This is a genomic window from Cytobacillus citreus (assembly GCF_018343665.1).
Classification (GTDB): domain Bacteria; phylum Bacillota; class Bacilli; order Bacillales; family Cytobacillaceae; genus Cytobacillus; species Cytobacillus citreus.
Genome location: NZ_JAGYPM010000011.1, coordinates 1 through 20,501, shown reverse-complemented (window position 1 = coordinate 20,501; position 20,501 = coordinate 1). Strand labels below are relative to the sequence as shown.

Annotated in this window: 25 protein-coding genes and 1 rRNA gene; 22 read left to right on the top strand and 4 right to left on the bottom strand. The window is 39.8% G+C overall.

The genetic code is table 11. The features are described 5' to 3' along the window. The first annotated feature begins 15 nt into the window (after positions 1–15). From rplO to rpsI, 16 genes are all read left to right on the top strand, one after another. Positions 16–456: a 50S ribosomal protein L15 gene (gene rplO / locus KHA94_RS24975; protein ID WP_213104775.1), complete on the top strand. Its 441-nt coding sequence runs from the start codon at positions 16–18 to the stop codon at positions 454–456. Further along, positions 456–1,751, top strand: a complete 1,296-nt coding sequence (gene secY / locus KHA94_RS24970) for a preprotein translocase subunit SecY (protein WP_213104774.1) — start codon at positions 456–458, stop codon at positions 1,749–1,751. The genes rplO and secY overlap by 1 nt, the downstream gene beginning before the upstream one ends. 63 nt (positions 1,752–1,814) lie before the next feature. After that, positions 1,815–2,465 (top strand): adenylate kinase, encoded by a 651-nt coding sequence (locus KHA94_RS24965; RefSeq protein WP_213104773.1) that lies wholly within the window; start codon positions 1,815–1,817, stop codon positions 2,463–2,465. Further along, positions 2,465–3,211, top strand: a complete 747-nt coding sequence (gene map / locus KHA94_RS24960) for a type I methionyl aminopeptidase (protein ID WP_213104772.1) — start codon at positions 2,465–2,467, stop codon at positions 3,209–3,211. The genes KHA94_RS24965 and map overlap by 1 nt, the downstream gene beginning before the upstream one ends. Positions 3,212–3,445: 234 nt before the next feature. Further along, positions 3,446–3,664, top strand: a complete 219-nt coding sequence (gene infA, locus KHA94_RS24955) for a translation initiation factor IF-1 (protein WP_009336604.1) — start codon at positions 3,446–3,448, stop codon at positions 3,662–3,664. Positions 3,665–3,700: 36 nt separating this feature from the next. Then, positions 3,701–3,814, top strand: a complete 114-nt coding sequence (rpmJ, locus tag KHA94_RS24950; protein WP_000868344.1) for a 50S ribosomal protein L36 — start codon at positions 3,701–3,703, stop codon at positions 3,812–3,814. A gap of 21 nt (positions 3,815–3,835) precedes the next feature. Then, complete coding sequence (rpsM, locus tag KHA94_RS24945) at positions 3,836–4,201, top strand: 30S ribosomal protein S13 (RefSeq protein ID WP_057776558.1); 366 nt, start codon at positions 3,836–3,838, stop codon at positions 4,199–4,201. A gap of 21 nt (positions 4,202–4,222) precedes the next feature. Continuing rightward, positions 4,223–4,612, top strand: a complete 390-nt coding sequence (gene rpsK / locus KHA94_RS24940; RefSeq protein WP_057776559.1) for a 30S ribosomal protein S11 — start codon at positions 4,223–4,225, stop codon at positions 4,610–4,612. A 176-nt stretch (positions 4,613–4,788) separates the two neighbouring features. Next, entirely contained in the window at positions 4,789–5,733 is a 945-nt protein-coding gene (locus tag KHA94_RS24935) for a DNA-directed RNA polymerase subunit alpha (protein WP_213104771.1), read from the top strand. 79 nt (positions 5,734–5,812) lie between these two features. Further along, on the top strand, positions 5,813–6,175 hold the full coding sequence (rplQ, locus tag KHA94_RS24930) for a 50S ribosomal protein L17 (protein WP_213104770.1): 363 nt from the start codon (positions 5,813–5,815) through the stop codon (positions 6,173–6,175). 605 nt (positions 6,176–6,780) lie between these two features. Next, the gene (locus KHA94_RS24925) at positions 6,781–7,623 is read left to right on the top strand and encodes an energy-coupling factor ABC transporter ATP-binding protein (protein WP_249365747.1); all 843 of its coding nucleotides are present in this window, start codon (positions 6,781–6,783) and stop codon (positions 7,621–7,623) included. Beyond that, positions 7,599–8,468: an energy-coupling factor ABC transporter ATP-binding protein gene (locus KHA94_RS24920; protein WP_213104769.1), complete on the top strand. Its 870-nt coding sequence runs from the start codon at positions 7,599–7,601 to the stop codon at positions 8,466–8,468. The genes KHA94_RS24925 and KHA94_RS24920 overlap by 25 nt, the downstream gene beginning before the upstream one ends. Beyond that, positions 8,465–9,262 carry an energy-coupling factor transporter transmembrane component T family protein gene (locus tag KHA94_RS24915; RefSeq protein WP_213104768.1) on the top strand — a complete coding sequence of 266 codons (798 nt, stop codon included), beginning with the start codon at positions 8,465–8,467 and terminating at the stop codon, positions 9,260–9,262. The genes KHA94_RS24920 and KHA94_RS24915 overlap by 4 nt, the downstream gene beginning before the upstream one ends. A gap of 12 nt (positions 9,263–9,274) precedes the next feature. Then, entirely contained in the window at positions 9,275–10,012 is a 738-nt protein-coding gene (gene truA, locus KHA94_RS24910; protein WP_213104767.1) for a tRNA pseudouridine(38-40) synthase TruA, read from the top strand. Positions 10,013–10,188: 176 nt separating this feature from the next. After that, on the top strand, positions 10,189–10,626 hold the full coding sequence (rplM, locus tag KHA94_RS24905) for a 50S ribosomal protein L13 (RefSeq protein ID WP_213104766.1): 438 nt from the start codon (positions 10,189–10,191) through the stop codon (positions 10,624–10,626). 21 nt (positions 10,627–10,647) lie between these two features. Further along, complete coding sequence (gene rpsI, locus KHA94_RS24900) at positions 10,648–11,040, top strand: 30S ribosomal protein S9 (protein WP_213104765.1); 393 nt, start codon at positions 10,648–10,650, stop codon at positions 11,038–11,040. A gap of 84 nt (positions 11,041–11,124) precedes the next feature. Here the strand turns inward: rpsI and KHA94_RS24895 are convergent, their stop codons facing one another. Further along, complete coding sequence (locus tag KHA94_RS24895) at positions 11,125–11,307, bottom strand: hypothetical protein (RefSeq protein WP_213104764.1); 183 nt, start codon at positions 11,305–11,307, stop codon at positions 11,125–11,127. Further along, positions 11,300–12,511: a DUF4062 domain-containing protein gene (locus tag KHA94_RS24890; RefSeq protein ID WP_213104763.1), complete on the bottom strand. Its 1,212-nt coding sequence runs from the start codon at positions 12,509–12,511 to the stop codon at positions 11,300–11,302. Before KHA94_RS24890 ends, KHA94_RS24895 begins: the two co-directional genes overlap by 8 nt. Positions 12,512–12,709: 198 nt before the next feature. On the opposite strand from KHA94_RS24890, the gene KHA94_RS24885 reads away from it, so the two are divergent. The 3 genes from KHA94_RS24885 to KHA94_RS24875 all read left to right on the top strand — a co-directional run bounded on the left by KHA94_RS24885 (position 12,710) and on the right by KHA94_RS24875 (position 15,159). Continuing rightward, positions 12,710–13,153: a YbaK family protein gene (locus KHA94_RS24885; RefSeq protein WP_213104762.1), complete on the top strand. Its 444-nt coding sequence runs from the start codon at positions 12,710–12,712 to the stop codon at positions 13,151–13,153. Positions 13,154–13,241: 88 nt separating this feature from the next. Beyond that, positions 13,242–13,961, top strand: a complete 720-nt coding sequence (gene cwlD, locus KHA94_RS24880) for an N-acetylmuramoyl-L-alanine amidase CwlD (RefSeq protein WP_213104818.1) — start codon at positions 13,242–13,244, stop codon at positions 13,959–13,961. A 139-nt stretch (positions 13,962–14,100) separates the two neighbouring features. Continuing rightward, positions 14,101–15,159, top strand: a complete 1,059-nt coding sequence (locus KHA94_RS24875) for an Mrp/NBP35 family ATP-binding protein (RefSeq protein ID WP_213104761.1) — start codon at positions 14,101–14,103, stop codon at positions 15,157–15,159. A 48-nt stretch (positions 15,160–15,207) separates the two neighbouring features. On the opposite strand, the gene gerD is transcribed toward KHA94_RS24875, so the two are convergent. Continuing rightward, positions 15,208–15,828, bottom strand: coding sequence for a spore germination lipoprotein GerD (gene gerD / locus KHA94_RS24870; RefSeq protein ID WP_213104760.1), 621 nt, complete (start codon positions 15,826–15,828; stop codon positions 15,208–15,210). A 151-nt stretch (positions 15,829–15,979) separates the two neighbouring features. Between gerD and KHA94_RS24865 the strand changes: the two genes are divergently transcribed. Next, a complete protein-coding gene (locus KHA94_RS24865) occupies positions 15,980–16,618 on the top strand; it encodes a KinB-signaling pathway activation protein (protein WP_213104759.1) in 639 nt (212 codons plus the stop codon). 928 nt (positions 16,619–17,546) lie between these two features. Here KHA94_RS24865 and pdaB read toward each other — a convergent pair. Further along, the gene (pdaB, locus tag KHA94_RS24860; protein WP_213104758.1) at positions 17,547–18,299 is read right to left on the bottom strand and encodes a polysaccharide deacetylase family sporulation protein PdaB; all 753 of its coding nucleotides are present in this window, start codon (positions 18,297–18,299) and stop codon (positions 17,547–17,549) included. A gap of 143 nt (positions 18,300–18,442) precedes the next feature. Here pdaB and KHA94_RS24855 point away from each other — a divergent pair, with 143 nt between their 5' ends. Together KHA94_RS24855 and KHA94_RS24850 are read left to right on the top strand one after the other, a co-directional pair. Beyond that, positions 18,443–18,673 carry a hypothetical protein gene (locus KHA94_RS24855; protein ID WP_213104757.1) on the top strand — a complete coding sequence of 77 codons (231 nt, stop codon included), beginning with the start codon at positions 18,443–18,445 and terminating at the stop codon, positions 18,671–18,673. 256 nt (positions 18,674–18,929) lie between these two features. Beyond that, positions 18,930–20,480, top strand: a 16S ribosomal RNA gene (locus KHA94_RS24850). The last annotated feature ends 21 nt before the right edge of the window (positions 20,481–20,501 follow it).

The window sequence follows — 20,501 nt, the reverse complement described above, 5'->3', positions numbered from 1 at the left end:
TAAGGAGGTGCCAACATGAAACTTCATGAATTAAAGCCTGCAGAAGGTTCACGTCAAGAACGCAAACGTAAAGGTCGTGGAATTGGTTCCGGTAATGGTAAAACTGCTGGTAAAGGTCATAAAGGTCAAAACGCTCGTTCTGGCGGCGGTGTTCGTCCAGGATTCGAGGGTGGTCAAACACCTTTATTTCAACGTTTACCAAAGCGTGGCTTTACGAACATTAATCGTAAAGAATATGCAGTTGTGAACCTTGATGCTCTAAATCGTTTTGAAGAAGGTACTGAAGTAACTCCAGAACTTCTTATCGAAACAGGTGTAGTTAGCAACGAGAAAGCAGGAATTAAAATTCTTGCTAAAGGCAAAGTTGAGAAAAAGCTTACTGTAAAAGCTCATAAATTCTCCTCTGCTGCGAAGGAAGCGATTGAAGCTGCCGGCGGTCAAACTGAGGTGATTTAATGTTTCAGACAATCTCCAATTTTATGCGCGTGGGTGATATAAGAAGAAAGATCCTATTCACCCTTTTAATGTTGGTTATATTCCGTATTGGTACATTTATTCCTGTACCAGGTGTGAATGCAGATCTTTTAAAGGCCCAGGATGAACTTAATGTATTCGGTCTTCTGGATACATTCGGCGGTGGGGCACTCCGAAACTTCTCAATTCTTGCAATGGGGATTATGCCGTACATTACTGCATCCATTATAATCCAGTTGCTTCAAATGGACGTTGTTCCGAAGTTTACTGAATGGTCAAAGCAAGGAGAAGTTGGACGCCGTAAGTTAGCTCAGTTTACCCGCTATTTCACTATTGTGCTTGGTTTTATCCAAGCTTTAGGTATGTCATACGGGTTCAATAACCTAGCTGGCGGGCAATTAATTGAAAATCCAAGTATTGGAAACTATCTATTGATTGCAGTAGTCTTAACAGCAGGAACTTCATTTTTAATGTGGCTAGGTGAACAAATCACTTCAAAAGGTGTTGGAAACGGAATCTCTGTCATTATTTTTGCTGGGATCGTAGCTGGTATTCCATCTACACTTAATCAAATTTTTGCTCAGCAATTTGAAAATGCTGGAGAGCAGCTGTTCCTTAACATTGTTAAAGTTGTACTACTTGTTATTGCAGTTATTGCAATTGTTGTCGGTACTATCTTTATTCAGCAAGCATTAAGAAAAATTCCTATTCAATACGCAAAAAGAATGGTAGCAGGAAAAGGTTCAGTTGGAGGTCAATCCTCTCACTTACCTTTAAAAGTAAATGCTGCAGGTGTAATTCCAGTTATCTTTGCAGTATCTTTTATCGTTACACCAAGAACGATTGCTTCATTCTTTGAGCAAAATGAGATAACACTCTGGATTGAAAGAGTATTTAATTACTCAAATCCAATAGGAATGGTCGTGTATAGTGCACTGATTATTGCCTTTACTTATTTCTACGCTTTCATTCAAGTAAATCCTGAACAAGTTTCGGATAACTTGAAAAAACAAGGCGGTTATATTCCTGGTATACGTCCAGGAAAAAGTACTCAAGAGTATTTAACGCGTGTTCTATATCGTTTAACATTTGTTGGTGCTCTATTCCTGACAGCTATTGCGATCTTACCGATTCTCTTTATTAATCTTTCGAATCTGCCGCAATCTGCTCAAATTGGGGGAACAAGCTTATTAATTGTTATTGGTGTTGCACTAGAAACAATGAAGCAGCTTGAGGCTCAACTTGTTAAACGTCATTATAAAGGGTTTATTAAATAATTTGGTTTTTTAGGGTACCCATTGACGGTCCCTAAAAACCAATTAGATTTAGGGGGATTTCACATGAACTTAGTATTAATGGGGCTCCCTGGTGCCGGTAAAGGTACACAAGCGGAAAAGATTGTCCAAAAATACGGCATCCCTCATATCTCAACAGGAGATATGTTCCGTGCAGCAATAAAAGATGAAACAGAACTTGGCCTTCAGGCAAAATCATTCATGGATAAAGGCGAACTTGTTCCTGATGAAGTAACAATTGGTATTGTCCGTGAAAGATTATCTAAGGGTGATTGTAAGAAAGGCTTCCTGCTCGACGGCTTTCCTCGAACTGTTGCTCAAGCAGAAGCATTGGAAGACATCCTTACTCAATTGGATAAAAAAATTAACTACGTCATTAACATTGACGTAGACAATGGAATTCTAATGGAACGCCTTACTGGCCGTCGCATTTGTAAAGATTGCGGAGCCACTTATCATCTTGTATTCAATCCTCCTGCAAAAGATGGTGTATGCGATCGTTGCGGTGGAGAGCTGTATCAGCGTGCTGATGATAATGAGGCAACTGTTAAGAATCGATTGGACGTTAATATTAAACAAACGAAACCATTACTCGATTTCTATGAAACTAAAGGCTATTTGCGCAATATTGATGGCCAGCAGCAAATAGATAAAGTATTTGCTGATGTGGATCAATTACTCGAGGGATTGCAATAATGATCATTTGCAAAACACCGCGTGAAATTGAAATCATGCGCGAAGCTGGAAAAATTGTAGCACTGACTCATCAAGAACTGAAAAAGCATATTGCTCCAGGCATTACAACCTTAGAATTGGATAGCATTGCTGAAAAGTTTATAAAAAAACACGATGCAACTCCATCCTTCAAAGGTTATAATGGCTTTCGCGGCAGCATCTGTGCTTCAGTTAATAATGAGCTTGTTCATGGGATTCCTAGTAATCGGGTACTAAAGAATGGCGACATTATTAGCGTTGATATCGGTGCTAAATATAACGGTTATCATGGTGATTCTGCTTGGACGTATCCTGTAGGTACGATTGATAAGGAAACTCAAACACTTCTGGATGTAACTGAGGAATCTTTATATAAAGGTCTTACAGAAGCAAAACCAGGAGAGCGTCTGTCGAACATCTCACATGCGATTCAAACTTATGCGGAATCATATGGTTTTTCCATTGTACGCGAGTATGTAGGTCATGGAATAGGGCAAGACTTACATGAGGATCCGCAAATTCCTCATTATGGTCCCCCGAACAAAGGCCCACGCTTAAAACCGGGGATGGTACTTGCTGTTGAACCTATGGTGAATGCAGGAAGCCGATATGTAAAAACGTTAGAAGATAACTGGACAGTTGTAACGGTTGACGGAAAAATGTGTGCTCATTTTGAACATACAATTGCCATCACAGAAACAGGTTATGAGATCCTTACAAAAGCCTAATTTGTAGGTGATTTCCTCTGTTCCTTCCATTCTGTTCTATTCTTAGGTCAAACTTGTATTGGTTCTTTGAGGACTTCATGCTAAACATTGTGTTATAATAATAAGGTTGTTGGCATCTCAAGAAGTTCAGAAAGATTACAAGAAACCGGTTGTGCAACTAATGGAAAATGCACTTTGCATCTAGCAAAGTATAAAAATGGCTTCGTATTTGAATTAAAAAGGAGGACACGTTCGATGGCGAAAGACGATGTAATTGAGATCGAAGGTACTGTTGTTGACACTTTGCCAAATGCCATGTTTAAAGTAGAGTTAGAGAATGGTCATACAGTGTTAGCACACGTTTCTGGAAAAATCCGTATGCACTTTATCCGTATATTACCTGGTGATAAAGTAACTGTAGAACTTTCTCCATATGACTTAACTCGCGGAAGAATCACTTATCGTTTTAAATAAACCACTGCACTCCGTACTATTAAGGAGGTTAGGATAATGAAAGTAAGACCATCTGTTAAACCAATCTGCGAAAAGTGTAAAGTTATCCGCAGACGTGGTAAAGTTATGGTTATCTGTGAAAACCCTAAACATAAACAAAAACAAGGTTAATTACAAGGAGGTGCGCAACGAATGGCACGTATTGCTGGTGTAGATATTCCACGTGAAAAACGTGTAGTAATATCCTTAACTTACATCTATGGAATTGGTAAAGTAACTGCACAAAAAGTTTTAGCAGAAGCTGGTGTTTCTGAAGACACTCGTGTTCGTGATTTAACTGAAGACGAATTAAATAAAATTCGTGAAGTAATCGACAAATTAAAAGTTGAAGGTGACCTTCGCCGTGAGGTTTCACTTAACATTAAGCGTTTAATGGAAATCGGTTGCTATCGCGGTCTTCGTCATCGCCGTGGTCTACCTGTTCGTGGACAAAATACAAAGAACAATGCTCGTACACGCAAAGGTCCTCGTAAGACTGTAGCGAACAAGAAGAAATAATCAGTAAAGGAGGTACTTTAAATGGCTCGTAAAACTAATACACGTAAACGCCGTGTGAAAAAGAATATTGAACAAGGTGTTGCACATATTCGTTCTACTTTCAATAATACAATTGTAACTATCACTGATGCTCATGGGAATGCACTTTCATGGTCAAGCGCTGGTGCGTTAGGGTTCAAAGGTTCTCGTAAATCTACTCCTTTCGCAGCACAAATGGCAGCAGAAACTGCAGCGAAGGCTTCTATGGAGCATGGCATGAAAACTCTTGAAGTAACTGTTAAAGGTCCTGGTGCTGGACGTGAAGCTGCAATCCGTGCACTTCAAGCTGCTGGACTAGAAGTTACTGCAATTAGAGACGTAACTCCAGTTCCACATAATGGATGTCGTCCACCAAAACGTCGCCGTGTGTAATTTTTCTGTATAATTTTTGTATCCTTGTCTATAATGGGATATGATGGAAAAAAGTTTGTGCTTTTTGTACAGAATAAGATTCAAGTTGTTGTGCGCAAAACGGGAACGTATACATGGGGAATTTCGGTTAATTTTGCTAACCGGGGTTTCGACGTTTTGAAGGAGGGTATATTTTCATGATCGAAATAGAAAAACCAAAAATCGAAACGGTTGAGATCAGCGATGATGCCAAGTACGGGAAGTTCGTTGTAGAGCCACTTGAGCGTGGATATGGTACAACTTTGGGTAACTCCTTACGTCGTATCCTTTTATCCTCACTCCCTGGTGCCGCAGTTACATCAATTCAGATTGATGGGGTACTTCATGAGTTCTCAACAATTGAAGGCGTCGTAGAAGATGTTACATCTATCATTTTAAACATTAAAAAGCTTGCACTTAAAATCTACTCTGATGAAGAAAAGACTCTTGAAATCGATGTACAGGGTGAAGGCGCAGTTAAAGCAGCTGATATTACTCATGACAGCGATGTTGAAATTCTAAATTCAGATCTACACATTGCTACTCTAGGAACGAACGGTCATTTACGCATGCGTTTAACAGCTAGACGCGGTCGTGGATATACACCTGCTGTCCAAAACAAAAGAGAAGATCAGCCGATTGGTGTGATTCCAATCGATTCTATCTATACACCTGTTTCACGTGTTTCTTTCCAAGTAGAAAATACACGCGTAGGCCAAATGACTAACTATGATAAGTTAACATTTGACGTTTGGACTGATGGAAGTACAGGTCCTCAAGATGCAGTTGCGCTTGGTGCGAAGGTTTTAACTGAGCATTTGAATATCTTCGTTGGATTAACGGATGAAGCTCAAAATGCTGAAATTATGGTTGAAAAAGAAGAAGATCAAAAAGAAAAAGTACTTGAGATGACAATTGAAGAGCTTGATTTATCAGTTCGTTCATACAACTGTTTAAAGCGTGCTGGAATCAATACCGTTCAGGAATTAGCTAATAAAACGGAAGAAGATATGATGAAGGTTCGTAACTTAGGCAGAAAGTCTCTTGAGGAAGTTAAACACAAACTAGAAGAGCTTGGATTAGGCTTACGTAAAGATGACTGATAAGCAATTGCTTCATGAGCATTTTGATGAGGCTACCTAAAGCTTTTATGAATGACTTCAACAAAGGAGGGAAACTTTCATGGGATACAGAAAGTTAGGACGTACTAGCTCTCAACGTAAAGCTATGCTACGTGACTTAGCAACAGATTTAATCATCAACGAGCGCATTGAAACAACTGAAGCTCGTGCGAAAGAGCTTCGTTCAGTTGTTGAGAAAATGATCACTCTTGGAAAACGTGGCGATCTACATGCACGTCGTCAAGCTACTGCATTCGTACGTAATGAGGTAGCAAACGCTGAAACAAACCAAGACGCTGTTCAAAAGCTATTCAGCGATATCGCATCTCGCTATGAAGAACGCCAAGGTGGATATACTCGTATCATGAAACTTGGACCACGTCGTGGAGACGGTGCGCCAATGGTTATCATTGAATTAGTATAATTTTCATCTAGTTAAGGAATGAGGGTTTGATGAAGAGGCCGGCGTCTTCGCCGATTTCCTCTTGCAAATCCTCACGCCTCAACTTATAGGAACACCTTTGCATAGGGCAGGACAGTAGTTCTTTGCCCTTTTTCTATAAGATGTCCAGCTGCTAAAAATTAGTAGCTTATCAAATTTTAGCAAAAAAAGTGAGCGTTACGATGAGCATGATTTTATATATGACTCGTCTAGCTCTTGCACCTTTCCGAATTAGTTTCAATGTTTACGTACAACAGGGGGGCCCTGTTTTAACGGGGAGGTGCAGGCTTTTTTTTAGGGATAAATCTATGATTTTGAGCTTGAATAGAGAGGCAGTCTTGGCTTTAATAAAGCTCGGGTAGCAGATTTTCTAGTAAGTATACTTTCATGATTACAAGCTGTATAATCTTATTCTGTTTGTTATGGGAATAAATATCCGCTGTCATACTATTTATGCTCGCCAATTGTGGCGGGTTTTTTAATATAAAAAATGTATTTAAATATTTGATACGAGCTTTGAATATAGTTGATTGTCTGAGAGATCAGTATAGAATAGAGAGAAGAGAGAGATGAGAGGAGGAACAACAATGAGCATGAAGCCCCTAGTTCAGCTAAATAATGTCTCATTTCAATATGATATTCAGGAGAATTATGCCCTTCAGGATGTATCCTTTGAGATCTATGAAGGTGAGTGGCTCGCGATTGTTGGTCATAACGGCTCAGGAAAATCCACCCTGGCGAAGCTATTAAATGGGCTGCAATATCCACAGGAAGGGACTATTACTGTAGATGGCATGCTTTTATCGGAAGAAACGGTGTGGGAAACGAGAAGAATGATTGGAATGGTTTTTCAAAATCCGGACAATCAATTTGTTGGAACGACTGTCCAGGATGATGTGGCTTTTGGTTTAGAAAATAACGGGATTGCTAGAGATGATATGATTGAAAGAGTCAATAGTTCCTTGAATAAGGTGAAAATGGCTCAATTTCTTGATCAAGAGCCGCACCATCTGTCAGGAGGCCAAAAGCAAAGGGTGGCAATCGCTGGTGTTATTGCCCTTAGACCATCTGTCATTATATTAGATGAAGCAACCTCTATGCTTGATCCGAGAGGAAGAGAAGAGGTTTTAGAAACGGTTAGAGAATTAAAAGAGACCCATAATATGACCGTTATTTCCATTACACATGATTTAGAGGAAGCAGCAAAGGCTGATCGAATCATTGTCATGAATAAAGGCAAGCTCTATAGAGAAGGTACGCCAGAGGAAATATTTCAAATGGACGAAGAGCTTGTTAAGCTTGGTCTAGATATCCCATTTCCTGTGAAAATGAGCAAATTATTAAAAGAGCAAGGCATTTCCTTATCGAGACATTTTTTATCGGAAGAAGAGTTGGTGGCAGAGTTATGGACATCTTACTACAACAAGTAGAATATCGATATCAGGCGAATACCCCTTTTGAACGATTAGCAATAAAGGATGTTTCTATCGATATTCCATCGGGGACTTTTCTTGCTATTATCGGTCATACGGGATCAGGTAAATCAACCATTCTTCAGCATTTAAATGCATTGTTGAAGCCAACAGCCGGTAAAGTCATCATAGGGGATAAAGAAATCACATCTGAGAAGAAGCAGAAAAACCTTAAAGACGTAAGGCAAAAAGTAGGAATCGTGTTTCAATTTCCGGAGCATCAATTATTTGAGGAAACGGTTGAGAGGGATATTTGCTTCGGGCCGATGAATTTTGGCATTTCAGAGGATGAAGCAAAAAGACGGGCAAGGATCGCGATTCGTCAAGTTGGTCTCTCTGAAGACATTTTGGCTAAATCTCCTTTTGATTTATCTGGTGGTCAAATGAGAAGAGTTGCTATTGCTGGTGTACTGGCCATGGAACCGGATGTCATTGTTTTGGACGAGCCGACAGCAGGTCTTGACCCTAGAGGACGAAAGGAAATAATGGAGATGTTCCATGCTCTCCATCAGGAAAGAAAGCTTTCAACTGTACTTGTGACTCATAGTATGGAGGATGCCTCAAGGTATGCTGATCAAATTGTGATTATGCATCATGGGGAAGTATACAAAAAAGGAACACCTGAGGAAATTTTTTCTTCACCTGAAGGCTTAATGGAGCTTGGGCTAGATGTTCCAGAGGTTGTACGTTTTCAGCAAAAAATTGAAAAGGCTTTTCAAATGAATTTTCCTAAAACATGCTTATCTGTTGAGCAGCTTACGGAGGAAATTGCTGCATTAGTGAAGAGGGGTGAGCAGAGATGATGGATAAAATGATTTTTGGCCGCTATGTTCCTGCTCAATCCATCATCCATAGGCTGGATCCACGATCAAAGCTGCTCATGATTTTTTTATTTGTATGTATTGTTTTTATCGCGAACAATCCCGCGACATACGCTCTATTAGTCGTTTATACCTTTTTAATGGTTTCATTGTCCAAAGTCCCTTTTCGCTTTATTATTGCAGGGCTAAAACCTGTTCTTTGGCTCGTCCTTTTCACAATGCTATTGCATTTGTTTTTAACAAAAGAAGGGGAAATCATATTTCAGGCAGGCTGGTTTAAGATCTATGAAGAAGGATTGAGGCAGGGGATATTCATTTCTATGCGCTTCTTCTTACTGATATTAATGACTTCCATTCTTACGTTAACGACGACACCGATTGAAATAACGGATGGATTAGAGAGCTTGCTGCATCCGTTAAATAAAGTGAAGTTTCCTGTGCATGAGCTTGCTCTTATGATGTCTATTTCACTTAGATTTATTCCAACTCTGATGCAAGAGACAGATAAGATTATGAAAGCTCAAACAGCACGAGGTGTTGATTTTACAAGCGGACCTATTAAAGAAAGGATGAAGGCAATCATTCCACTTCTAATCCCCCTATTTGTCAGTTCCTTTAAAAGGGCAGAAGAGCTTGCTACAGCGATGGAAGCAAGGGGATACCGCGGCGGGGAAGGACGAACGAAATATCGGCAGCTGAGCTGGGGCTTTAAGGATACTTTCATGCTCTTGCTGCTTGTATTATTGGCGCTTTTATTATTTTTACTAAGAACGTAATGGGGCAGGATGATGAAAAGACTTAAGTGTGTTGTAGCCTATGACGGAACACTTTTTGCTGGTTATCAGGTTCAGCCGAAAAAGCGGACAGTGCAGGGGGAAATCGAGACTGCCTTGAAGAAGCTGCACAAAGGAGCAGATGTAAAAATCGTTGCCTCCGGAAGAACGGATGCAGGTGTACATGCAAAAGGGCAGGTTATTCATTTCGATTCGGAGCTTCAAATTCCATTGTCAAAGTGGGATATCGCTCTTAATTCGCTTTTGCCTGATGATATCGTGATTGTCAAAACAGAGGATGCGGAACAGGATTTTCATGCCCGCTTTGATGCAAAAGGGAAGGAATATCGCTATTTTCTGCATCGATCTCCTAAGAGAGATCCATTCAGCCGCAATTATGCGTTTCAGTATCCCTATGCTTTAAATATCTCTCTCATGAAAGAGGCTGCTGTTCATTTGCTTGGCACTCATGACTTTACAAGCTTCTGCTCTGCAAAGACAGAAGTAGAGGATAAGGTGAGAGAGATTAGGGAGATAGAACTGCTTGAGGATAATGCGGAGCTTGTGTTTCGCTTTGTTGGCAATGGCTTTTTGTATAATATGGTAAGAATCTTAGTTGGCACCCTTTTAGAGGTTGGGGCTGGAGATAGAGACCCGCAATCCATATTGGACATTTTGGAAAAGAAAGACCGATCTTATGCGGGAAAAACTGCTCCTGGACATGGGCTTTATTTATGGAATGTTTTTTATTAAAAAAAATGTTCCAAAACAACTAAACCTGGTGTAACATTTTATTGACAATAGCTGTATAAAAGTGTATCATAGCAAAGGTATTGTTATTAAAACCACGATAAGCCCCGGAACTTATTGTGTCTAAGATAAATGAAACCAATGAAATTATGAAGATGGAATTTTTAGGAGGGAAAATGATGCGTACAACGTTCATGGCAAATTCAAGCAATATCGAGCGTAAATGGTACGTGGTTGATGCAGAAGGCAAAACTCTAGGTCGTCTTGCTAGTGAAGTTGCGTCAATCCTACGTGGTAAACATAAACCAACTTTTACACCACATGTTGATACTGGTGATCATGTAATTATTCTTAATGCTGCAAAGATCGAATTAACTGGTAATAAATTAAATGACAAAATTTACTACCGTCACACAAATCACCCAGGTGGTTTAAAAACAAGAACTGCTAACGAAATGCGTACGAACTATCCTGAGAGAATGTTAGAGCTTGCTATTAAAGGCATGCTTCCAAAGAACACTCTTGGTCGTCAAATGTTCAAGAAATTACACGTATATGCTGGCGCTGAACATAAGCACCAAGCTCAACAACCTGAAGTTTACGAACTTCGTGGATAATTTTTAGGGGAGGTTATTAACTTGGCACAGGTTCAATATATTGGCACTGGTCGTCGTAAGAGCTCCGTTGCACGAGTTCGTTTAGTACCAGGCGATGGTAAAATTGTTATCAATGGTCGTGAAATCGAAGAGTATATCCCATTTGCTGCTTTACGTGCGGTTGTAAATCAACCACTTGTAGCTACTGAAACACAAGGTGGCTATGATGTACATGTAAACGTAAATGGTGGTGGATACACTGGTCAAGCTGGCGCAATTCGCCACGGTATCGCTCGTGCGTTACTTCAAGCTGATCCAGAATACCGTCCAACATTAAAAGCTGCAGGTCTATTAACTCGTGACGCTCGTATGAAAGAACGTAAAAAATACGGTCTTAAAGGCGCTCGTCGTGCACCTCAGTTCTCAAAACGTTAATTATTGGCGTTTCAAAGGCTCTTTTCACTTTTGTGGAAAGGGTCTTTTTTTTATGCTCAAATATAAAAAAAGCATAGATGTTCTCTACGCTTTCTTAACCATTCCAGTAAATGGTGATTTCCCACATGTGTGAGATTTATTATTATATCCTAAAGATTCTAGAAGACGTCTATTGTTCTCTGATTTTTTCCTCATATCTATTTCTTTTGCTATACGAGTCAGATGCTTAGGAGTGGAACCGATATAGACAACACTATCCTTACTCATTTAACATCCCTCCTAAAAGGTCTATTGCAAAATCAAAAGGTTGCCTTTTTTCCATTATAGCACTTACAATGTCGCTTTCATAGCTGTTCACACGACGACTTGACCAAAGCTGAGATAATTGAAAGTGACATGATAAGACTAATTCTCCAACCTTCTTTGTCATGTATATCATTTGCTTCTCCTCTGAGTAAAATATATGTTCTCGATGTTCCATATCTTTATGATAAGTTTGAGCAACAAATGAATCTTCATCCTCTATATTAAAGTTTTGTGCTGGGGTTTTGCTTCCATACGAATCAACTAAAGAGAATAGGTCTCCATTCCGTTTGTATAATGTAATGGCTTTACATTCAGATATATTCACAATAGGTACAGGGTGTTCCGCAAAATCACTGTAAGGATCATAAATGGATTGACCTGGCAAATACTCGGATAAGGTCTTAAAGAATAATGGGAGACTAAGCTTGGCATTCACAATACACTTCATAAAGTTGTTTACAGCGTCTTGATAAATAGATAGCTCATCATACAGCAAAAGGTTTTGAGTAATTTCTTTTTCATGAAGATAAAATTTCGTGCTTTTTCTTAATACTTGACTTAAAACCTTCAAAAGGAAGCTACAAAGTTCAGGTGTATCAGCGATGTTGTAATCATATGTCCATCTTGTCATATTAAAACAGTCATGGATAAAGGCCCAAATAAAATCATCTACAGCAGTCTCTGAAATTTTTTTATGTAAGACAGTATTATTTTTTTTATGGTCTTCCAAAAGGGCTTTTACGATTGGAAAAGTGAATCGAGGTTCGTGGTCGTACTTCATCTCATACTTGTAAATCGCTCTGTCTAATTCATCTTTCATATGCTCTTTATAGAAGTTAAGTATTTGCGTTTCCACGATCGGTATGACAATTTTATCGTTTTTGAGAGCGGTCATAAATTCTGCATATGTAATGGTAATATTGGGATTATTACGGCTTAGGCTTCCTGCTTTATTTGATATAAATAAAACAAGGACATCACTATCCTTTACCTTATTTAAGCAATCTTGATTAGGGTTATCTGTATATAATCCCATATCTCCATACTCATACATAATCGTTTCATGACCAGCATTTTCTAAAGCCGCTTTTATTCGTTCTCTTAAAGGCTGAAGGGTTTGCTGGGAGGAAGAACTAATAAATATTTTGGTGACATCAACATTCAATTAAATACCTCCTTTGGTAAAATCTTTATATATCATTTTATCAAATTATTCTAAAAATAATAATAAAAAAAGCGAATTGCTGTATCGGCTGAAATGGTTGCTGCTTTTTTTAGATAAAAAATTGGCAGTCAAAAGCGATGTGCTTTTTGTATTTCTCGTCCTCAAGGGATGAAGACTATCCTCAAGAGGTGAAATACAATGAATGTGATTACAACCTTTACTGAAAAGAAAAGAGAGAAGCAAATAAAATATGAAAAATCCGTTTTACGGGAAATTTCCATAAAGACATTAAAAGAAAAAGTACAGCAGCTTTTCGGGTCATCCAGATTTGTCGCTGGCTTGTTAATGAATAATGGAATTGAAGAAGCATGCTATGATGTGGCGATCGAGGCCTATTTATTAGGTGCACATTTTAGCCGTTTTGGATTTTATGGTGAAACGATAGAGACTGTAAAATATCGCTGCCGGAATGAGGAACAGCATTTAATTGATACCTTATACCATTTCTTCCTGTACTGGGGAAGCGGTGAAGAGGGAATTATGAGTGAATCTCTTTATTATTTATGCGGAGATTATGTTTCTTACTGGTGGATGGAGGGCTTTCAAAAGGGAGAGAGAAGACATCGCTTAAGGCTTCACTAGAGCTCTATTCAATGTATTTCTTTTCGTTCTAGAACTCCAACTCGTCCCATATATTGAAGTGAGGACGAGCGGGAGGATGGACAGATTGATGAACAAAAGACTAAAAACTTGGGCTTTCGCCATTGGACTGATCATTCTGTTTTTTATTTTACAATATGATTTCGCAGAGAATGATTCATGGGAGTCGTGGAATTTGCCTTTAACAGGTAAAATCATTTTGATTGATCCAGGTCATGGAGGTCCTGACGGTGGGGCCGGGGATTCGGATGCACTTGAAAAGGATATTGCTCTTTCTGTTTCATTGAAAGTCCGTGATCTCTTGCAGCAGCAGGGAGCTCTTGTCTTGATGACGAGGGAGGATGATCGGGATCTGGCTCCCAAAGGTACAAGGGGTTACAGCCGCCGAAAGGTAGAGGATTTAAAAAAGAGACTGGAAATGATTAATACATCAGGTGCAGAGTATTTTGTGAGTATCCATTTAAATTCGATTCCATCCCCAAGGTGGAGCGGGGCACAAACCTTTTATGCATCGAAAAAGGAGGAAAATGCGCGTTCGGCAAAATTCATTCAGGATGAACTGCGGCGTAATTTGGAAAACACCACTCGAAAAGCAAAAGTGCTTAATGATGTGTATATCCTTAAAAACGCAAAAATTCCTGGTTCACTCGTTGAAATAGGATTTTTATCAAATGCAGCTGAAAAGGCGCATTTAAAGAAAGAAAAATATCAAGATAAAGTAGCTGCCTCCATTTATAATGGAATATTGCGCTATTACTCTGATGAGAAAGAGTTAATAGAAGAGGAATAAAGGTGCTATAATAGCATCTTTTTTTCAATGAACATTTTACTATTCCAATTATCGTAAAATAGGTGTGATACAATTAACATCATTGATAAATCTATATGTTATACTTAAATGGAAACGAATACAAAAGGCAGGTGCTAATATGTTATCTGAACAAAATATAAGAGAAATTTTAAGTGGATTACAGGAGCCATTTTTACATAAATCATTAGGTGAGCTGGAAGCAATTGAGGAAATTAAGATAAAAGAAGAAAAAGATCATGTAAGTGTAAAAATCCTTATTGCGAAAACAGGAACAGCTGAGCAGCTTCAGCTTCAAACTCTCATCGTTAGCCGTCTAAAAGAAGCGGGAGCCGCTACCGTTGGAATTCGTTTTAGTGAACTGCCAGAATCTGTTCTGTCACAATACCGCCAAGCTATACAAGAAGATGACAAAGGATTGCTTTCTCCAGAAAGTAAAACGACATTTATTGCGATTGCGAGTGGAAAAGGTGGGGTTGGAAAGTCAACTGTATCCGTGAACCTTGCTATCTCTTTGGCAAGGTTAGGCAAGAAAGTCGGATTAATTGATGCCGATATCTATGGATTCAGTGTCCCTGACATGATGGGCATAACAACGAGACCTGTCGTAAGAGGAGAAAAAATTATTCCAGTTGATCGATTTGGAGTAAAAGTGATTTCGATGGGCTTCTTCGTTGAAGATAACTCTCCGATAATTTGGAGAGGGCCAATGCTTGGGAAAATGCTCAATAGTTTTTTTAATGAGGTAGAGTGGGGAGAAATTGATTATTTACTTTTAGACTTGCCTCCAGGTACTGGAGATGTGGCGTTGGATGTTCATACAATGCTTCCTGCTTGTAAAGAAATCGTTGTGACTACCCCTCATCCAACTGCAGCATTTGTAGCAGCTCGTGCTGGTGCAATGGCTCTAAGAACAGAGCATGAAATATTGGGTGTTATTGAAAATATGGCCTACTTTGAAAGTAAGCTTACAGGTGAGAAGGAATATGTGTTCGGACAAGGTGGAGGAGAGAAGTTGGCTGATGAGCTAAGAACAACAGTTTTAGGCCAATTGCCACTCGCACAGCCTGATTGGAATGAAGATGATTTCGCGCCATCTGTATATGATGCAGACCATAAGCTTGGTAAGATTTATGGAGATATTGCTCAAAAAGTTGTTAATACACTGGAAGGTAAGTAAAATGGAAAAACCTCTTCTTGGAAAAGAAGAGGTTTTTTAAATTTACTCTTATTGGCCTCCGCCGCCTCCACCTTGTTGTCCCTGTTCTCCACCGCCGCCTTTTTCTCCACCCTTTTCACTGGTCTTAACCTCTTCTGCGGCTTTTAAAAGAAGGGTTTGTATTTGTGCTTTGAATAGGGGACTATCAAAGGTTTCCTTTACGACAGTTTGTAAATGCTCTCGGTATTCTTTGCTTTTTAAGACTTTTATGACCTCTTTTTCTAATTCTGGATCCTGCAAGACTTCAACCATCATGCCACGGTATTCAGGGTCTTTCATTAAATCTTTTAGAAGCTTCTCATTTTCGGCTTTCATGCTTTTTGCCATGCTTTCAGCAAATTTAGGATCCTCAAATTGCTTTTTCCAGAATTCTGCTCCCTTTTCGGAAGTTAATGTCTTTTCTATTGTATCTGACACAACCTTTTGGTCCATAACAAGCTGCTGCTTCATTTTATCTTCGGTCATTAGTTCTTGGATAGCCTTTTTTCCATCGTCAGTTTTAAGTATATCGACAACCATCTTTTTTGTTTGCTCATAATCCAATTGATTGCCGCCAGCCTCATTTTGAGCACAGCCCGTTATGAGTATGATCAGCAGTAGCGTCAGGAGCAAACGGAATTTATTTAACATACTTGAAGCTCCTTTCAAAGAATGTATCCTTATTTTTATAATGAAGAAAAAGAGCAATTATTATTCGCAAGAAAATACTATCCCTAGATTTTTCAAAGGCTGGTTGGTACAATCATAGGGTGAATAATTTATATTATGGAGGAAAAATAAATTGACGAGCCGAAATTGGGTAAAGCTATTTCTATCCACACTTTTGGTAGGGGGATTAACTACTGGGGTTGTTGGATTTATCGTCCGATGGAATGAATTTAAACCGTTATTTGTTCCATTTGATTTTCTTGAAATATTATCTGTGTTATTTTGGTTAATAGGTGTCGGCTTCATTTTTAGTGTCCTTAGCCAAATGGGATTTTTTGCTTATTTAACTGTCCACCGTTTTGGATTAGGAATATTTAAATCCCGTTCCTTATGGAATGCCGTACAAGTCCTTCTCATTGTGTTTGTATTATTCGATCTAGTGTACCTTCGTTATAATGCTTTTGCGAAGGAAGGAGAAAGCATACTGCCGTACATTGCGCTTGCAGCATTTGTCTTAGTGGTAGCCCTTGTTGTTGCTGCGGTTAAGGCAAAGTTAACGAATAAGGATGCATTTATACCAGCTGTTTTCTTTATGGTTGTTGTAACGACGATTGAGTGGGTTCCTGTATTAAGGGTCAACGAACAAAGCTGGGTTTATCTTATGATTTTTCCTTTATTAGTATGCAACACTTACCAGCTGCTTATTCTACATAAGATTAACGAAAAGTCTCAATTACAAAAACAGCAGAAATCAAAAAAGCCGACCAAATAAGGAAGGCTTTTTTAGCTAATCGGAAAGTTTAAGTTCATTAGCGTATTAAAGTAAAGTTGTTTTCAATAAAATATCTGCTAATAAGATCGCATACAAAAAACTAAGGCATTCACCAAAAAGGACTTGGCAACGCCAAGTTTTTCTAACACTTTAAGAAAGTATAAATTGTCAGCGCAGAAGATGATTCGACGTAGTTGCCAATTTTAGGAATTAAGTACGACGGACAGGATGTCCTAGTCGGGCGAAAGCCACAGGACGTGGCATGTATGAGCCCGATAAGTGCAACTACGCCTCTGTCTTCGCCTTTCCAAGGCTCGCCAATCGGCGAGTTTTCTTTATTGTATAGGAAATTATAATTTTCGCTATCTGTTGATAACTTGAGATATAGTTTATCTGCGTTTAGCTCAAGCGCCTACCTCCGACGTACAGGACGTACTAGTGTCGACAATGCGACAGGACAAGGAATGCTACGTCAGCGACACTTCGCACGACCAAAAGAGAAGCTTTTGGGAGGACGTCGCGTTTTTGTCGACCTCGAGGTCACAAGCTTGTCTAGTTACGGCTCCTAGGGACTCGCGTCATAAGCCGATCCCTTCCAGAAGACAAAGAACGTCTTCTTACAGGGCTCGTCTTATGCAGTCGTCCCTAAACAGTCGCCTTCACATTTCGATCAATCCTCCCAGAAAGGTAAAGAACACCTTTCCGTGAGGCTCGTCTTGTGCATGTCGGAGGTGAGCACAAATGAAAGCTTCCTTGAATAAACTTCACAGAAACAATTTGATCTGTAATTGTTTCGAAGGCGCTTGCGCATTTGTTCTTAACGTATAAATGGAGTTGGAACTCCACGGTAATGAAGTATCCTTAAATATAGGGAAATATTTTTAAACTCTTTAATAGCTTATTTGAAGCAATTAATAAGGAATACTTTTTATTTAATTTCGCTTGTTTTTGTTTTGGCATTTGCAATCATTTCTGATACGGTGACAAGTTCAATTCCCTTTTTATTTAATTGCTTTAAGATATGTGGCAGTGCTTTAGCTGTTTGTTTTGCGGAATCAGAAGCATGAAGTAATACAATATCACCCTTTTTGGCTCTAGATACATTACTGATAATTTGTTCTGTCCCTGGATTTGTCCAATCCTTTGAATCTATGCTCCAATGTATAACTGTGTAACCGAGCCTTTCAGCAATTTTTAGTGTCCTTTGGTCAAAATGACCTGTTGGAGCTCGAACTAGTTTGATGTCTTTTACATTTAATTTCTTGAATGCAACTTGAGCTTTAGCTATATCTTGTCTAATTTTCGCTTCCTCAAGCTCAGTATAGTCCTCGTAATTATAACCAAGGATTCCTATTTCATATCCTTCTTTGACTATTCGTGCTACTAAATCTGGATGATGCTCTGCCCATGAACCAGAGAGAAAAAAAGTGGCGGATTTTACATTCTCTTTTTTCAAAACATCTAGGATAGGTTCTGCTTTTTCATCGCCCCAGCCTATATTGAAGGTAAGGGCCAGATCTTTTTCCCCTTTATATATTGCTTTTGGCCCATCCTTTGTTGAAAATACTGGCATATGCACAATATTCCCGATATATAAAAACCATGCTGTAAAAAATGATGCAATAATAATTAAAGCGATTTTTTTCATTGATTTCCCGTTTAGTACAAAAAAGTAATTCATTTTTCTCTTCACCTCGTCCATTACACTCCTTGTCTCAATATTATGCAAAGGTCTTTTTATAAATGAATGCAAAATCAAATTCATAAAAAAAATAATTTGGAAAATACTACAAAAACCATATTGGAATATAAAGAGGTGCCATTATGATTGGATTATTAATTAATGATATGGAGCAAAAAGAAATGCAATACTTAATTAAAAGAGAAATGGATGAAATTCTTTTCGATTTAAAGGATGAAAGAATTGATCATATTGTTAAAAGAGCAATGGAAGAAAGATATAAAATATTATTTTCTTTGTTTAAAAGAGTAGCTTCACCGAATGAATGTCTTAAGTACATGCGGAAAAGTTATTGTAATGAACAAAAAGGGTAAAAGGTTTTGAAAAAACTACGAAATAATAATTGACTAAATTTTAGTTTGCTGATATATTAATAAACGTCGCTGCTGACATGATAAAAAACAACTTAAAAAAAGTTGTTGACGTCAAAAGCGAAAGATGATATATTAATAAAGTCGCCTCTGAGCGATAAACATGAAAAACATTGTTCTTTGAAAACTGAGCGAACAAAAACGTCAACGTTAATTCTAAGTCTTTTTATAAGACATTTTTATGAGCTACATCAACTCTTTATTGGAGAGTTTGATCCTGGCTCAGGACGAACGCTGGCGGCGTGCCTAATACATGCAAGTCGAGCGGACTTGTGAGAGCTTGCTCTCGCAAGTTAGCGGCGGACGGGTGAGTAACACGTGGGCAACCTGCCTGTAAGACTGGGATAACTTCGGGAAACCGGAGCTAATACCGGATAATTCTTTTCTACACATGTAGGAAAGCTGAAAGATGGCTTCGGCTATCACTTACAGATGGGCCCGCGGCGCATTAGCTAGTTGGTGAGGTAACGGCTCACCAAGGCAACGATGCGTAGCCGACCTGAGAGGGTGATCGGCCACACTGGGACTGAGACACGGCCCAGACTCCTACGGGAGGCAGCAGTAGGGAATCTTCCGCAATGGACGAAAGTCTGACGGAGCAACGCCGCGTGAGTGATGAAGGTTTTCGGATCGTAAAACTCTGTTGTTAGGGAAGAACAAGTACCGTTCGAATAGGGCGGTACCTTGACGGTACCTAACCAGAAAGCCACGGCTAACTACGTGCCAGCAGCCGCGGTAATACGTAGGTGGCAAGCGTTGTCCGGAATTATTGGGCGTAAAGCGCGCGCAGGTGGTTCCTTAAGTCTGATGTGAAAGCCCACGGCTCAACCGTGGAGGGTCATTGGAAACTGGGGAACTTGAGTGCAGAAGAGGAAAGTGGAATTCCACGTGTAGCGGTGAAATGCGTAGAGATGTGGAGGAACACCAGTGGCGAAGGCGACTTTCTGGTCTGTAACTGACACTGAGGCGCGAAAGCGTGGGGAGCGAACAGGATTAGATACCCTGGTAGTCCACGCCGTAAACGATGAGTGCTAAGTGTTAGGGGGTTTCCGCCCCTTAGTGCTGCAGCTAACGCATTAAGCACTCCGCCTGGGGAGTACGGCCGCAAGGCTGAAACTCAAAGGAATTGACGGGGGCCCGCACAAGCGGTGGAGCATGTGGTTTAATTCGAAGCAACGCGAAGAACCTTACCAGGTCTTGACATCCTCTGCCAACCCTAGAGATAGGGCGTTCCCCTTCGGGGGACAGAGTGACAGGTGGTGCATGGTTGTCGTCAGCTCGTGTCGTGAGATGTTGGGTTAAGTCCCGCAACGAGCGCAACCCTTGATCTTAGTTGCCAGCATTCAGTTGGGCACTCTAAGGTGACTGCCGGTGACAAACCGGAGGAAGGTGGGGATGACGTCAAATCATCATGCCCCTTATGACCTGGGCTACACACGTGCTACAATGGATGGTACAAAGGGCTGCGAGACCGCGAGGTTAAGCGAATCCCATAAAACCATTCTCAGTTCGGATTGCAGGCTGCAACTCGCCTGCATGAAGCCGGAATCGCTAGTAATCGCGGATCAGCATGCCGCGGTGAATACGTTCCCGGGCCTTGTACACACCGCCCGTCACACCACGAGAGTTTGTAACACCCGAAGTCGGTGGGGTAACCGTAAGGAGCCAGCCGCCTAAGGTGGGACAGATGATTGGGGTGAAGTCGTAACAAGGTAGCCGTATCGGAAGGTGCGGCTGGATCACCTCCTTTCTAAGGATATATAGAAGTATT

Excerpts from the sequence above, each read along its gene's own strand:
- KHA94_RS24920 (WP_213104769.1), top strand. The coding sequence starts at position 7,599 with ATGGACATCTTACTACAACAAGTAGAATATCGATATCAGGCGAATACC.
- rpmJ (WP_000868344.1), top strand. The coding sequence starts at position 3,701 with ATGAAAGTAAGACCATCTGTTAAACCAATCTGCGAAAAGTGTAAAGTT.
- secY (WP_213104774.1), top strand. The coding sequence starts at position 456 with ATGTTTCAGACAATCTCCAATTTTATGCGCGTGGGTGATATAAGAAGA.
- KHA94_RS24895 (WP_213104764.1), bottom strand. The coding sequence starts at position 11,307 with ATGAGTAAGGATAGTGTTGTCTATATCGGTTCCACTCCTAAGCATCTG.
- cwlD (WP_213104818.1), top strand. The coding sequence starts at position 13,242 with ATGAACAAAAGACTAAAAACTTGGGCTTTCGCCATTGGACTGATCATT.
- infA (WP_009336604.1), top strand. The coding sequence starts at position 3,446 with ATGGCGAAAGACGATGTAATTGAGATCGAAGGTACTGTTGTTGACACT.
- rplO (WP_213104775.1), top strand. The coding sequence starts at position 16 with ATGAAACTTCATGAATTAAAGCCTGCAGAAGGTTCACGTCAAGAACGC.
- rpsK (WP_057776559.1), top strand. The coding sequence starts at position 4,223 with ATGGCTCGTAAAACTAATACACGTAAACGCCGTGTGAAAAAGAATATT.
- KHA94_RS24925 (WP_249365747.1), top strand. The coding sequence starts at position 6,781 with ATGAGCATGAAGCCCCTAGTTCAGCTAAATAATGTCTCATTTCAATAT.
- KHA94_RS24855 (WP_213104757.1), top strand. The coding sequence starts at position 18,443 with ATGATTGGATTATTAATTAATGATATGGAGCAAAAAGAAATGCAATAC.
- pdaB (WP_213104758.1), bottom strand. The coding sequence starts at position 18,299 with ATGAATTACTTTTTTGTACTAAACGGGAAATCAATGAAAAAAATCGCT.
- KHA94_RS24875 (WP_213104761.1), top strand. The coding sequence starts at position 14,101 with ATGTTATCTGAACAAAATATAAGAGAAATTTTAAGTGGATTACAGGAG.
- gerD (WP_213104760.1), bottom strand. The coding sequence starts at position 15,828 with ATGTTAAATAAATTCCGTTTGCTCCTGACGCTACTGCTGATCATACTC.
- KHA94_RS24915 (WP_213104768.1), top strand. The coding sequence starts at position 8,465 with ATGATGGATAAAATGATTTTTGGCCGCTATGTTCCTGCTCAATCCATC.
- KHA94_RS24965 (WP_213104773.1), top strand. The coding sequence starts at position 1,815 with ATGAACTTAGTATTAATGGGGCTCCCTGGTGCCGGTAAAGGTACACAA.
- rplM (WP_213104766.1), top strand. The coding sequence starts at position 10,189 with ATGCGTACAACGTTCATGGCAAATTCAAGCAATATCGAGCGTAAATGG.
- truA (WP_213104767.1), top strand. The coding sequence starts at position 9,275 with ATGAAAAGACTTAAGTGTGTTGTAGCCTATGACGGAACACTTTTTGCT.
- map (WP_213104772.1), top strand. The coding sequence starts at position 2,465 with ATGATCATTTGCAAAACACCGCGTGAAATTGAAATCATGCGCGAAGCT.
- rpsM (WP_057776558.1), top strand. The coding sequence starts at position 3,836 with ATGGCACGTATTGCTGGTGTAGATATTCCACGTGAAAAACGTGTAGTA.
- KHA94_RS24935 (WP_213104771.1), top strand. The coding sequence starts at position 4,789 with ATGATCGAAATAGAAAAACCAAAAATCGAAACGGTTGAGATCAGCGAT.
- rplQ (WP_213104770.1), top strand. The coding sequence starts at position 5,813 with ATGGGATACAGAAAGTTAGGACGTACTAGCTCTCAACGTAAAGCTATG.
- KHA94_RS24885 (WP_213104762.1), top strand. The coding sequence starts at position 12,710 with ATGAATGTGATTACAACCTTTACTGAAAAGAAAAGAGAGAAGCAAATA.